This window comes from Bianquea renquensis, from assembly GCF_014384895.1.
Classification (GTDB): domain Bacteria; phylum Bacillota; class Clostridia; order Lachnospirales; family Bianqueaceae; genus Bianquea; species Bianquea renquensis.
The window spans coordinates 1-13,702 of record NZ_JACRSQ010000002.1 but is presented as its reverse complement, the minus strand read 5'-3'; the positions used below and the strand labels follow the sequence as shown (position 1 = coordinate 13,702).

The following is a 13,702-nucleotide window of genomic DNA, read 5'->3' as shown; positions in this document are numbered from 1 at the left end:
GGAAAATCATCCATTGTTATCGATCGTGCTCGCGGCGCACTCTCAAGGCTGGAGGCCATGAAGTTTTTCATCCAGCATTCCCCTGACTAGGGCAGCTGCATTGGCGGCAGCAGTGGTGACAAAATCTTGGTAGCTTATGACCGCCTGCTCTCCGGCCGCATCGGATATGGATCGTATCAGCAAGAAGGGCGCCTGATTGACAGCGCACACATGGGCAATAGCGGCCCCCTCCATCTCGGTACAGGAGGCTCCAAAATCTTGAAATAGAGCTTTTTTCAATCCCTCATCCGCAATAAATTGATCTCCGCTGATGACCTTTCCTACGGTGACGGACAAACCCAGCCTGTGCCCTACCTTTTGTGCCAGTTGAATTAGCTCAGGGTCCGCCTGGAATACGCTCGTCTCCATGCGGGGGATAACTCCCTTTGGATCGCCAAAGGCCGAGGTATCCACATCGTGTTGCTGCGCCTTGTCGGATATGACCACATCGCCAACACGAAGTCCCGGCGCGATCCCGCCGGCCACGCCGACATTGATCACCAATTCCGGGTCATACAGGTCCAGTACAATCTGCGTGCACAGAGCGGCATTCACTTTCCCAATCCCGCACCGCACTGCAATGACCGAAAGCCCGCCGTATTCGCCTTCCATAAACGCAAGTCCAGCTTTTCCCTCGATCTTCTCCACATGTGTCAAAAACTGTTCAATCTCTCGCGTCTCTTCCTCCATCGCGCCTATGATTGCAATTCGCGTCGTCTTCATAATCTGATTTTCTACCTCCACCGGTCAAACTTATGTATAGTATACCACGCTGGGGCTCATCCTACAACAAGTTCCGCTGTTAAATCTCCCCTCTCAGCTTGACCGTAAAGCCGGAGAGCTTCCTGTAAGCTCTCCACCGGCTCCATGAGCGGCGAGTATTCCAGTCCGCACGCTCCTGTGTAGCCTGCCTTATCGACAGCCGCAAAAATAACTTTGTAGTCGCTCTCGCCAAATTGCAGCTCATGGCGTCCTGGATGTCCCGCGCTGTGGAGGTGCGCAATGCAATCCAGATTGTTCGTGATGTTGGGAATGATATTTCCCTCCATAATCTGCTGGTGATAAATGTCGTAGACAACCTTGACTAAGGGGTGATCAACCTCCCGAATAATGTCAAAGCCCTCCACCGCAGACCAGAGATAATACCCCGGATGATTAAACAGAGTGTTGAGCGGCTCAATCATGATGGTAACGCCGAATGCGTCGAGAATGGGCTTTGCAGCCGTCAAGGCCGCCACAATGCTGGCATACTGCTCTTCCCGGGGAGCGCCCGTATCCTGCCCCACCTGGGTGATGAGCCGCTTGACTCCCATGCGCTCTGCCGCCTCGCAGCTCTCCTGCAAGCCCGCAAGCCATAACCCGCGGCAGTCCGGGTCGGTCATCCGGAACTCCGTCGTACACATGCTCAAAAGCTCCACACCAGTCTCCAGACAAGCCTCTCGGACCCTGTCCAGATCAAGCCCCCTCCAATTGTAGGTCTCCGCGGCGTCAAAGCCCAACTCTCGAACTTTATAGAGGGAAGAAACGAAATCCATCTCATGAAAGAAACAGGGGATTGGCACGCAAAGTCTCATACAGTGCGCCTCCTTACGTTGTATTTTCAAATCGATACTAGGCACCATACCGTTCTCTGAATTCTGTACTATCATTATATTGTCAACTACACCAGAAGTCAATGATATAGTATTGTACAAGTATACGGATTCCCTCGCTTACCTGCGGGATACTCCTGGCCCTCCTAGCCAGACGAGGCTTTTCAAAAAACGCGGATATCCGTATGACAGATATCCGCGGCCACAGCTTATTTGATTCAAATGCGGAGCATATCATTTCTTATCTTCTCAAATAGCCCCTTCTCGACTCAAACTCTATGCCAAAATAGGCGTTTCCTTCCCGGTTTTCAGCGACGTCAAAATCGCGTCGATCACCTGCACGTGGCGAATGAGCTTGTCATAGGGTAGGGGCATCTCCCCAGTGTGGAGCATGTGGACAAAATGATCCACCTCCGCCGCAAAGATATCGGAGATCCCGATCTCGTGGTAGGCGTTCCCCTTCTTTCCGAACACCAGGCATCCGGATTGTGCGCTGCCAGCCGTGTAACACAGAGACACGTCAAAATCATCATACCGGGCGATGGCGGAGACCGTTCCATTTGTCTCACAGGCCAAAACACTTCGCATATCATAGCCAAAGGCCGTGAGCGCCATCTCTGTCAAATGGGGGGCATAGAAATAGAATCCATCATAGATACTGTGAAAGTCAACGGAAAAATTCATGGCGGCCGTGATGAACTCTCCTTTTTCCCGCAGCGCATTCACTTCCTGGACCACCGGCTTCAAGTCGCCAGCCAGCTTGCAGCCCGAACCTCCCATAACCGGTACGTTTCTCCTTCGTGCCTCCTCCATGAGCGCCGCCGCCTGGGCGGGGTCGGATGTCACCGGCTTATCCAGAAAAAGTGGGATTCCCACTTCCATAAACGGCATGGCGTACTGTGCGTGGACGGACCCCCGCCGGGATGTGATCATCATTGCGTCCACCTTCCCGATGAAGTCTTCCGGTTTATCCGCGATAAAGGAGACCCCTGTTTTCTCCACGATCTCCTGTGCCGACTCCATATCCGGACCGTAAACTCCGACAATCCGGGCATCCTCGTGCCGGTACCGCCCCTGTTCGTCGGGCAAATTCAGAAGTTTGGCAAAGGTGATGGCGTGGGAATTTTCCGTTCCAATAATTCCGATTCGATACATAGGACGAGTCCTCCTTATTCTTCCACCGGGCCAAGGGGATTTTGCAGATGGCACTGTTCCATGACGTACATTTGCTGCTTCACCTGTTCCGGCTTGACAATCAGCGGTGCTCCCGTTGTCAGATGATCATAGAGGTTGCTGTATAGCTTTTTTGCCGCGTATGTGAAGGTCCTGGGATCGCTGGTATCCCAGCTTTCCTCCGTCCATGTCAGCTTTTCGGAGCAATAGGCCGGCAATCCCTCCGCATTCTCCAATGGCACGCGAATCAAATGCTGTTTCGGCGCATCGATCTCACTGTAGTACTTCCAGTCGATGTGGGTCATGGAGCCTTTGAGTCCACCTCGTGTTCCCTGGATTTTGTAGGTATAGGACGGATACGCGTCACAGGAGCTGATCTCCACATCGATGAGTGGCCGGTCCGGCGCAGTCAGAATCAGCTTTACATAGTCCTCCGCGTCGCCAAAGGTGTTCGCCCGGTCCATCCTGCAAAAGATTCCCGGCGTCCCCTCATAATAATCCAATAGATTTAGCGCCTGATCGACCGGGTGCGGGCCGGTATTATACAGATTACCGCCGTTGAAATCCTGGCAGCACTGCCAATCCCAGCGCCGGCTGTACCCATTGAATGCGATGCTGATCTGCACTGTACGCCCTAGAACGCCGGACGCTAGCACTTCCTTCACCTTTTCGAAATACGGGGCGAAGCGTGATTGCTGAAAAACCGCAAGCATCCGATGGTTTTTCTCGGCGGCGTCGATCATCGCCTGCATCTCGTCCGCTGTTCTGGCGCATGGCTTTTCCGTCAGAACATTAAATCCATGGTTGAGCAGATCGACCGTAATTGGCATGTGGAGATGGCTGAAAGTGGAATTGACCACAAGATCAATATCGTCCCGGCCAAAAAGTTCCCTGTAATCCGCCATAGACTCACAGCCGTACTCTTTCTCCGCCCGAGCGCGGCGGTGCACCAGCTCATCGACAACCGCCGCGATGGTAAAGCGGTCGGTATCTGTGAGCAGGTACTTCCCATGGATATCCCGTCCGCTTCGGCCCTGTCCAATGATTGCGATTCGTAATTTTTTCATAGTGACCTCCATTCTGGAGCGTTAGCGACAGAGGCGAAGAGAAATTCGCGAAGGCGATTTCTCTTCTGCCCCCAGAGCTATTTGTGACGCTCCGGCACAAATAGCCGTGTGAAAAATAAGCGATCAAGCTTATTTTTCACACTAACCTCCATTCCAGCGCCCCAGCGCTATCTTGTTTTGTAAGCAGTTCCCGCAGGTTCTCTAGACACTCGGCCGTGGGCTCATACCCATCGGCTGAAAATGCCGCCCCGCCGGGTCGCTTTAAAAGCTCCTCCGATAAAGTTCCCTTCTTGCGGTAATGGGTTTCCATCACCACATATCCGTCATATCCGTCCTCCGCCAGGGCGCGAAATTGTCCCGGGTAATCCACAAGCCCCCTTCCGAAGGCGCAGCCCACCGCCTCCCCCTTTGGGTTCAAGACCGCGTCCTTAAGGTGAACATGGGCGATATGGGGACGCAGCCGCTGGTATCCGTCTGGATACGGCACCTCTGCGCCAGGCGTGTAAAGCTGATTGCCGGGATCCCAGAGCGCCTGAATCTGGGGAGATCCCACCCCCTCGATGACCGCCGCCAGCTGGGATGCATTGGAAGCGTTCACACTGGGATCCGCCTCCAGCGCCAAGGTGACGCCAGTTCCCTTCAGCATTGCGGCAGGCTCCTCAAACCGCCGAAGAATGGTATCCAAGACCTCCTCAAAGGGTTTCCGCCGCCAAAAGGTAAATCCCCGAATCATCTTTGTGTGAAAGGTCTGCGCCATTCGAAGGCAGGTTTCCAGCCCCCGCAGACTCTCCGCAATCTCCTTTTCATCTGTCAATTCACATTTATAAAAGGGAGCGCTGATGCCACAGATGGACAAACCTGCTTCCTCCGCTTTGGCCTTGACTTCTGCTATATCCCGTGGGGTAAAATCAAAAACGCCCTTGTCCTTTACCGTGCGAAGCTCCAGGCCATCCAATTGGAAACGCTCTGCCAACTGAATGGAGGGCTCCAACTCCTGGGAAACCTCATCTGTGATAACCCCTATCTTGAACATAAAAATCTCCATTCTGGAGCGTCAGCGACGGGGCAATTCTGCCACCACGGCTATTTGTGACGCTCCGGCACAAATAGCTGTGCGAAAAATACGCGATCGAGCTTATTTTTCACACGAGCCCCCTTACAAAAGTGCGCCGCTATCCTGATCCAGATAGAGCACAGTCTGCCTACATGTGCGCAGGATGCTTGCAGGGCACGCCTCCTCGATGGGGCCGGTGACTGTGCGGTACACCGCCTGAGCCTTTGTCGGCGCCGGCACCATGCAGAAATGGTAGGGCGCAGAGATGAGAGCGGGGATCGTCAGCGTCATGGCGCGGGCCGGCACCTGGGATATCTCCTGAAAACACCCGTCATGGACTTGCTGGGTGCGGCACGTCTGGTCCAGCTCCACAATTTTCACCAGCCGCGGGTCGTGAAAATCCGCCACGTGGGGATCATTAAAGGCAATATGACCGTTCTCCCCAATGCCAAGGCACACTATGTCCGCCGGATTTTCCTGTAGAAGGGCCTCATACCGTCGGCACTCCGCCTCCGGATCTCCCGCGTTTCCATTCAGACAGTTCACGGATGCAAAGGGAACGTGGTCGAACAGAGCATCCTTCAGAAATTGGGCAAATCCCTGGGGCGCTCCCTCCGCCAGGCCTATGTACTCATCCATGTGGAAGGCGTGAATCCTAGTAAAGTCTACTCTGGAATCCTGCCGGAACCGGCTCAGGAAATCCATCTGTGATGGCGCAGCGGCAAAGATCATAGAAATTGTCTCTTTCACTTTGAGAAGTTCTGCGATGGTGTTGACCACATCATCACAGGAAGCCGCTCCCAATGCGTCTCTCGTTGGAAATTGTCTGACGCTAAACATTGCGGTATACTGTCCATCCTTATCTCTCATGGTAGCCTCCTTTTTTGCCAATCGAATCTAATAGAAATCGATATCTATATCTGCCTTTTATCCTATACCAGGTTCGCGAGAAAGTCAAGAACTATTGATAATTTTTTTGTATAGGCGCAGTACGCCATTTCAAAAGAGGAAATTGAAAATCCGGAAAACATTAAGTTGTATAATGTCTTAAACGGTTTAATGCGGCTTCGCAATGTTGATATTTATGTAACGGGAAGTAATTCAAAGCTTTTATCGCAAGATGTAATGACAGCTTTCAGAGGCAGAGGCGACCAGCTTCAAGTATTTCCACTGACCTTTAAGGAATATTTTGAGTATGTCGGCGGAGATAAATCAGAAGCCTATGAGGAGTATGCTCTCTATGGAGGTATGCCGCAGCTTATTTTTTTTAAACATGATAAAGAAAAAATGAATTATCTCAAGAACCTGTTTTCAGAAGTGTATTTCAAGGATATAAGTGAATACAATGAATTAATATATCGGGGTTATGCTGTGGATGTTGGCGTTGTTGAGGTTTCGGAAACAAGTGACGGAAAAAGGGTAAGAAAGCAATGCGAGATTGACTTTGTTGTAAATATGGGTTCCAAAAGGTACTATATTCAGTCTGCCTTGTCCGTCAGCGAACAAGATAAATTGACAACAGAGTTAAGACCATTAAAAAACACAAATGATTTTTTTAAAAAAATTATTATAACCAAAACACATGCGAAACCATGGACAGATGAGGACGGCATTTTGCATATTGGATTATATGATTTTCTGTTGAATCAGAACTGTTTGGAAGCATAGATAAAACATATGCTGCACAATGGGAATCACATAAAAGTATACCGCCTTTTCCGTTGATAAAAGTCCAGGTATGGAGGGAAAGCCAGTACCACTAGAAAACTGCGCCTGGTGGAATCGCAGCATGACTGTGGAAACAAGAATTTGAAATCAAAAATTCTTCATGAATTTTTATTCAGAACCAAAGTTCAAACTTTGTTGAATTTAACACTCATTTGTGTTATAATCTAGCCAAAGTACGTCATTCAAAAACGGAGGAATCGCTTGATGAAGTATGGATATTATGACAATGACAATCGGGAATATGTGATAACTCGGCCGGACACGCCTACACCGTGGCTCAATTATCTGGGCGACGGCGGTTTTAGCGGGATTATTTCCAATACCGCCGGTGGGCTGGTGTTCGACAGAGATCCTGGAAACTTTCGCATCACGCGCTATAACTTTAATCGAATTCCCTACGACCGTCCCGGAAGATACCTTTACTTTAAGGATATGGGCAGCGGTGCGGTATGGTCTCCCACATGGCAGCCGGTGCAGGCTGAGCTGGACAGCTACAGCTGCCGCCATGGAATGGGCTATACAAGAATTTCTTCGGAAAAGGACGGAATCCAAAGCGAGATCACATATTTTATTCCAGAGGGAAAACAGTACGAAATCTGGAAGGGAACCGTGAAAAATACATCGGCAACCGTTAAGAATCTAAAACTCTTTAGCTATGTTGAATTCAGCTGCTATATTGCAAAATACGATATCGAATGCGACTGGCCGCGATACTTTTTTGACTGCCGGAGAAAGGGCAACGCAATCATCTTCAATCCTTCCGACGATTTCATCAGAGAAAAGCGGCTGCTGAGCTATATTGCCACTGACCTGCCCATAGAGGGGCATGATTGCGCGCGCATTGAATTTCTCGGAACATGCCGCGACGAATCCAACCCCATTGCGGTGGAGCGGGGTGTGTGCGGCAACTCCGATATAAACGGCGATAATGCGTGCGGAAGCTTTTGCTGTCCGGTGTCCCTTGCACCGGGGGAAGAAAAAAGCTTCGTCTTTACCATAGGAAACGCATGCGACGAAGAGGAGATAAAGGAGCAGGTGGCAAGCGCGTCAGATTACCCCCTCGTCCATGAGCAGCTTGAGGAGCTCAAGGCGGCGTGGAGGAAGAACAGCCGCTATCTTCAAGTCAAAACCCCCGATGAGCAGATGAATACAATGCTCAATATCTGGCACCCCTACCAGTGCCGCATGACCTTTAATTGGTCAAGATTTATTTCATTTTATGAGCGCGGACTGGACAGAGGATGGGGCTACCGCGACAGTATGCAGGATGTTCTCGGCGTTGTCCACTCCGCTCCAGATAAAGTGAAGGAGCGGCTGCGGACCCTTATGGGCATTCAGAAGTCGGATGGTAACGCTCGCACCCTTTATTTTCCCGGAACCGGTGAGTCCATGGGCGGGGGGCGCTCGGACGACCATATCTGGACGGTGTTCTCTGTCTGCACCTACGTGAAGGAGACTGGAGATTACGGTTTTCTCGAAGAATTGATCCCCTTTATCGACGGCGGAGAGGGAACGGTTCTGCAACATCTGAAGCTGGGGCTTGAATTCACAAAACATCATCTCGGAGAGCACGGCGTACCGCTTTTTCTCGGAAGCGACTGGAACGACAGCCTCTCGAAAATTTCATGGGATAAGCATAAGGCGGAGAGCGCATTTGTCTTTTTCCAGGCCGCGCATGCAGCCTACGAGCTGATCCACCTCTTCGAGCACCTGAAGGATACCGAAAACACGCAGTGGGCGAAACAGTACTATGAGTGGTGCCGGAGTGTGGAACCAGTCCTATGGGACGGCAAGTGGTATTTGCGAGGTTTCACCGATTACGGCGAGAAGTATGGTACCGACGATGATGAGTACAACAAGATATTCCTAAATCCGCAGTCATGGGCGGTCCTCAGCCGTCTCCCATCGGCGGAAAAGGGGAATTCCTGCTTTGAAAACGTCAAACAATATCTGTTCTGCGATCTCGGCGTTGTCTCCCACGCCCCCGCTTCCTCCGGAATCGATTTTCAAAAGAAATATTTCTTTGGCATGAAGACCGGCATACGTGAAAACGGCGGACTCTTCTTCCACGCAAGCACATGGGCGATTATTGCGGAGACGCTTCTCGGGCGAAACGAGGATGCCTACTCCCTCTATCACAGAGAACTCCCCACGGTTCGCAATGACCGAGCGGATGTATGCAAAGTTGAGCCGTATATCTACTCGTCCTCCATGGTGGGTCCGTCGCACGAGCGCTACGGCTCCGGCGAATGCTCATGGCTCAGCGGTACGGCTTCGTGGATGTTTCTCGCTGCCTCTCAGTATATCCTGGGCTTCCGTCCGGATTACGATGGGGTCATAATCGATCCCTGTGTGCCGCTGGAATGGGACGGTTTCTCCTACACGAGAATTTACCGGGGAATTTCCTGCACGGTTCAATCCCCCAAGCTCCCTGTGGAAAACGCGCGCGCAAAGAAAATCATCGTCGACGGGGAAACGCTGGACAGCAACTTCCTGCCTTACGATACCATACGCGGCAAGCAATCGGTGGAAATCGTTGTCGTGTATTAAGTTCTTTCAGACAGCACCGCCAGCTTGTTAGAAATGTTCCGCACGGCAGGGATCCATGATACCAGACGGTAAGAGGGCGTCATCATTTTCATGCCTTCCGCTAGGCTGACGTCCTCTACCCAGCGAAAGGACGGCGCAAGCTGCTCCAATTCCTTGCCGGATTTCAGTCCCCATGTAAACTTCGCTTTAGAGTCCAAAATCGATTTTTCCCTGATGTGTTTTACTGCGAATGGCGACATGATCTCCATGATCACCTCCGCGTTTGCAAAGGCATCCGCGATAATGGAAAGAATCTTCCGCACATCTGTTTCGCACAGATACATGGTCAGCCCCTCGATAATGACCAGCACCTGTTCTTCTGTCGGTTCAACCTCTCTCGCCCAGCTGTCATCCATAGCGGATTTGGCAATGGTGGAAATCCGCCCGTTTTCCTCAAAAAAGTGGCGGCGCACCTCGATGGTTTCGGGGAGGTCGAGGTTGTACCAGCGGAGCTTTCCATTATCCAGCCGGTATACCCGCGTATCCATGCCGCAGGCGATATTCACCACTGTGAGATTGGGATTTTTTTCTATGTATACTTTCACCATGCGGTCCAGCAGCAGCGTGCGGGCAATCACACCCTTGCTCATCAGCATATCCTTCTCCGCGCTTGAAAAATCGTAGTCCAGCGCCTTGACCACCTCAACGGATTTTTCATCGCAAAAGATGCGGCTGTTACTTTTGGAATAGGTGGCGCGGGCATACAGTGTTTGCAGCATGGTTTCCGGCACGCCTTGTATATTCACCTTTTCCATAGCGTTTCACTCCCGGTTATCTTTCAGACTTTCGATCATATCCACCTTTTTCACCTTTCGGCGCAGCAGCCAGAGGGAACCGAAATAGCAGCCGGCCGTGAGCAGAATGGACAGAATATAGCTCTTAGGCGATATATAGGTGTCGATCAGCATCACTCCGTAATCCACCATCATCAGGAAAAAGGCGTGAGCCGCCGCGTAGGTACACGGAATTGCCAGCAAAATGCCTATAGGCAGCAGAATATGGTGCGTCCGCAGCACAATTTTGTTAATCTGTTTATCCCGATATCCCAGCACTTTCAGCATGGATATATTGCTGCGGCTTTCTGTCACCAGCATATTTACCGCCACATACACCGCCGCAATGCAGATGACAATGCCCAGCCCGATAATCATTTGGAGCAGGAAATCCATCTGCGCTGTCATGGTTTTCGCCTGCTCGGTGATATCCGACCTTTGGCTTTCCTGCGCGATTTTCGCCTCGGGGATGGACAGCGCACCACTGCTGACTATACAGTTGAAGCTGTTCTCGTCGAGCCCTGTAAGCTCCGCGGCAAGCCTTTTAGAGGTGATAATGCTTTTCTGCACATGATTCTGAATAACGCCCGCGATCTGAATTTCTTTCTTTTCCAGGGAAAGCGGATTGTATACTGTCACCGTATCGCCCGTCTGCCAGCCGAGAGTCAGCTGTGCAAGACTGGTAATATAATACCCGTTCTCAATGGAGATGATGTTTCCGTCCGCATCCTTGGGCTCAAGGTATGGATTGGAGTCTGTTGTTCCGATGACGGACAGCTTACTTCCGCCGTCGTGTTCCACAGCGGAAACCAGCATGGTGTCCCCGCCGTAAGGATTTTCCGTCAGCATCTCATTTAAAATGTATTGGTGTTCAAAGCTTCCGGCCGCTTCCGCTGCTGTATCGCCCATACGGTTGATGGAATCGAAGAAGCCCTGGCCGAGCAGCATAATAAAGAAGCCGAGAAACACGCCCAAGAGAATGACGAGACTCCGCGCGGGATTGCCGAGGAGGGAGCGAATTGCCAACTTTATTCGAAAGGACATCTTGTTTCCTGCCAAAACGCGTCTCAGTTTTTTCTTTCCGCCGTCGGCATTGCCGCTGAGCAGCAGCACCGTATCTTTTTTGAGCAGCCGCCGGACAGAGAGCAGCGCGGCAATGACATAGAGGGCCGTGGGAACCAGCAAGCCAAGCAGCGCGGCAAGCGGATTCAAATGTCCCGCAACGTGCATGGGTTCATAGTCCTGGAGCCCCATTTCGCTGAGCGGCTGGGCTGCGATTGCGGAGATGATTGCCGTGAAAACACCTCCCACAAGTCCCGGAATCACCGCAAACCCGGCATAATGGCGCATCAGCTGTCCCTTTTTATAGCCGAGAGCCGAAAGCGTGCCGATCATGCGCTGTTCGGATTTCACCTTACGGCTGATAATAATACTGATCAGGACCACCGCGATCAAAGGAAGGATGCACAACAGCACATACGCCATTACGATAAACATCTGCGCCTGCTGTTCCACCATGGTGATCCGGGGATTTTCCGCGGCGGAGGAATAGGAGCGCATATAGTACTGCTCATGCACGGCCTTGCGAAATCCCGTGATGTCGGAATCCCCTGTATATCTCACAAGATACTGGCAGCCTGTATCGCCCAGAGCTTCAAACGCGCTGCCGGTCATGTAGCAGAGATAGAAGGTGGAAACATTTTTGTAGGCATCCTCCTCGCTCTCCAGCATGTACAGATAATCCGGGCGCTGCATAAAACCGGCGACCGTGTATTCCTTGTCACCGATTTTCATACGGCTTCCGATGGAAACGGCATTGGCAACGGCGTATCCCTCGGAGATGACGATCTCATTATCACGTTCAGCGTCCTTGCCCTGCGTAACCTCATACAGGTCCACTTTTTCCGTTCTGCTGAACACACGGGCGGTCACGCCGTCCGTTTCAATATTGATATACCTTTGTGCCTCTGTGGTCACATGATATGTATCCGAAAGCTTCGCAAGCTCTTCCTCCGGAATGGCCATATAGGTGGTAAAATGCGCGTCCTCTACCTGATTCCGCTCATAAAAATCCTCGCTGAAATCCAGAATTGCGTTTCCGGCGATATTGAACAGGAAATACAGCAACAGCGTTACGATGGTCAATATCGTGGAAGCAATATAAAAGGACAGGTTTTCCCGGATATTCCGGGTATAGCGTCTGTTCAGCTTCATCCCACCGCCTCCTCACAGCACAAGCTCTGCCGCCGGAATTTTCCGCTGGTTTAGCAGGCTCTCCGAAACCTGCCCGTCCTTCAGCCGGATCACCTGATCCGCCATACCTGCAATCGCTTCGTTATGTGTGATGATGACGACTGTGGTGCCGAACTGCCGATTCATCTTCTCCACAAATTTCAGCACCTGCCTGGAGGATTTGGTATCCAGCGCCCCGGTCAGCTCGTCGCAGAGCAGCAGCTTGGGATTCTTGATCATCGCGCGGGCGATTGCCACCCGCTGCTGCTGTCCGCCGGACAGCTCTTTGGGAAAACGGCGGCGATACTTTTCAATGTCCAGCGCCCGAAGCACCTCATCCATATCCAGTGGATGGGCGGAGATATCCGCCACCACTTCAATATTCTCTTCCACCGTCAGATCGGGAATCAAATTGTAAAACTGAAAGACAAAGCCCACATCCTCCTTGCGGTAATCGGTGCGCTGCTCCTGCGACAGTCCCGTTACCTTCCTGCCTGCTACCGTCAGTTCTCCGCTGTCCAGTGTATCCAGTCCGCCCAGCATATTCAGAAGCGTGCTTTTTCCAGACCCTGACGGGCCAAGGATGACGCATATCTTGCCCTCATCCAGTTCCAGCTCCGCATGGTCAAGCGCATATACCTCTGTCTCTCCCTTGCCGTACTTTTTTACAGCATCCTTTACGCGTATCAGCATCCTTATCTCTCCTTTATCTTGCATACCGTTATCTCACCGGCAGATTCCGTCTTTTCTATATACCGCACCAAACCAGCAGAGCGACAGCCGCCGCCCTCAAAATCCATATCCGCGAGAGAATGCCGCCCTTTTTCAAAAGCCTTTGTTATTTCTATGCTTTGCATCCCCAATTTTTATATAGAGGTTAGTTTAAACTAACTATTTCCTACCAAAATACTAACCTCCATAGTTAGTTGTTGCTAACTATCAGTATACTATACATCCGGTTGTTTGTCAATATATCCGGCAGATGAAACGCCATGCCAATTTGTTGCTTCACTAACCATGAGAAAAAATCGTGATTACTCTGGGTATAATTTTTTAGTTCACTTCGCATAAAGTATGACAGCATTATTCTTCGATTTCAATGTAACCGACGAAGTTGTAATAGATGTGAATGTCCCGTTCTTCGTGATCGTCCACGGTGTAGCGGTCACCGATGACGATCTTCTCAATCAGACGCACCAGTGTCGGGCGATCCAGTTCTTCCAGCTGGGCGTAGTCCTGCATCATATCCAGCCATGCGTCCGCGGACTTTTCATTCTCACGGCTGACGGCAAGCTGCTCGGTCAGTTCCCTGCGGCGATCCTGCTTTTCTCTGCGTTCTGCCTCGTACTGATTGAGCAGTTGAATACAGACGCTTTCCGGCACACGCCCCAGCACCTTGTCCTCATAGGCAGACATGATCAGCTTGTCCAGTTCCGGCAACCGCTTGGAGATCGC

12 protein-coding genes are annotated in these 13,702 nt (G+C 51.3%); 2 read left to right on the top strand and 10 right to left on the bottom strand.

What is annotated here, in order from left to right; all coding sequences use genetic code 11:
- Positions 1 to 42 precede the first annotated feature (42 nt).
- The 6 genes from H8730_RS01550 to H8730_RS01525 form a co-directional block, all read right to left on the bottom strand.
- A complete protein-coding gene (locus tag H8730_RS01550) occupies positions 43 to 762 on the bottom strand; it encodes a 5'-methylthioadenosine/adenosylhomocysteine nucleosidase (RefSeq protein WP_177719085.1) in 720 nt (239 codons plus the stop codon).
- A 56-nt stretch (positions 763 to 818) separates the two neighbouring features.
- On the bottom strand, positions 819 to 1,613 hold the full coding sequence (locus tag H8730_RS01545) for a sugar phosphate isomerase/epimerase family protein (protein WP_177719084.1): 795 nt from the start codon (positions 1,611 to 1,613) through the stop codon (positions 819 to 821).
- Between the two features lie 294 nt (positions 1,614 to 1,907).
- Entirely contained in the window at positions 1,908 to 2,786 is an 879-nt protein-coding gene (locus H8730_RS01540) for a Gfo/Idh/MocA family protein (RefSeq protein ID WP_177719083.1), read from the bottom strand.
- A gap of 14 nt (positions 2,787 to 2,800) precedes the next feature.
- Positions 2,801 to 3,871: a Gfo/Idh/MocA family protein gene (locus H8730_RS01535; protein WP_177719082.1), complete on the bottom strand. Its 1,071-nt coding sequence runs from the start codon at positions 3,869 to 3,871 to the stop codon at positions 2,801 to 2,803.
- A 136-nt stretch (positions 3,872 to 4,007) separates the two neighbouring features.
- Positions 4,008 to 4,904: a sugar phosphate isomerase/epimerase family protein gene (locus H8730_RS01530; RefSeq protein ID WP_177713596.1), complete on the bottom strand. Its 897-nt coding sequence runs from the start codon at positions 4,902 to 4,904 to the stop codon at positions 4,008 to 4,010.
- A 123-nt stretch (positions 4,905 to 5,027) separates the two neighbouring features.
- On the bottom strand, positions 5,028 to 5,795 hold the full coding sequence (locus tag H8730_RS01525; protein WP_177713597.1) for a glucosamine-6-phosphate deaminase: 768 nt from the start codon (positions 5,793 to 5,795) through the stop codon (positions 5,028 to 5,030).
- Positions 5,796 to 5,960: 165 nt separating this feature from the next.
- Between H8730_RS01525 and H8730_RS01520 the strand changes: the two genes are divergently transcribed.
- Positions 5,961 to 6,593, top strand: coding sequence for an AAA family ATPase (locus H8730_RS01520; RefSeq protein WP_249289221.1), 633 nt, complete (start codon positions 5,961 to 5,963; stop codon positions 6,591 to 6,593).
- A 264-nt stretch (positions 6,594 to 6,857) separates the two neighbouring features.
- Complete coding sequence (locus H8730_RS01515; RefSeq protein WP_177713598.1) at positions 6,858 to 9,203, top strand: GH36-type glycosyl hydrolase domain-containing protein; 2,346 nt, start codon at positions 6,858 to 6,860, stop codon at positions 9,201 to 9,203.
- On the opposite strand, the gene H8730_RS01510 is transcribed toward H8730_RS01515, so the two are convergent.
- From H8730_RS01510 to H8730_RS01495, 4 genes are all read right to left on the bottom strand, one after another.
- A complete protein-coding gene (locus tag H8730_RS01510; RefSeq protein ID WP_177713599.1) occupies positions 9,200 to 9,997 on the bottom strand; it encodes a class I SAM-dependent methyltransferase in 798 nt (265 codons plus the stop codon). The genes H8730_RS01515 and H8730_RS01510 overlap by 4 nt on opposite strands.
- A 6-nt stretch (positions 9,998 to 10,003) precedes the next feature.
- Positions 10,004 to 12,229, bottom strand: coding sequence for an ABC transporter permease (locus H8730_RS01505; RefSeq protein WP_177713600.1), 2,226 nt, complete (start codon positions 12,227 to 12,229; stop codon positions 10,004 to 10,006).
- A gap of 12 nt (positions 12,230 to 12,241) precedes the next feature.
- Positions 12,242 to 12,940: an ABC transporter ATP-binding protein gene (locus H8730_RS01500; RefSeq protein WP_177713601.1), complete on the bottom strand. Its 699-nt coding sequence runs from the start codon at positions 12,938 to 12,940 to the stop codon at positions 12,242 to 12,244.
- 390 nt (positions 12,941 to 13,330) lie between these two features.
- A partial coding sequence (locus tag H8730_RS01495; protein ID WP_249289219.1) for a DUF4368 domain-containing protein occupies positions 13,331 to 13,702 on the bottom strand: 372 nt, incomplete at its 5' end.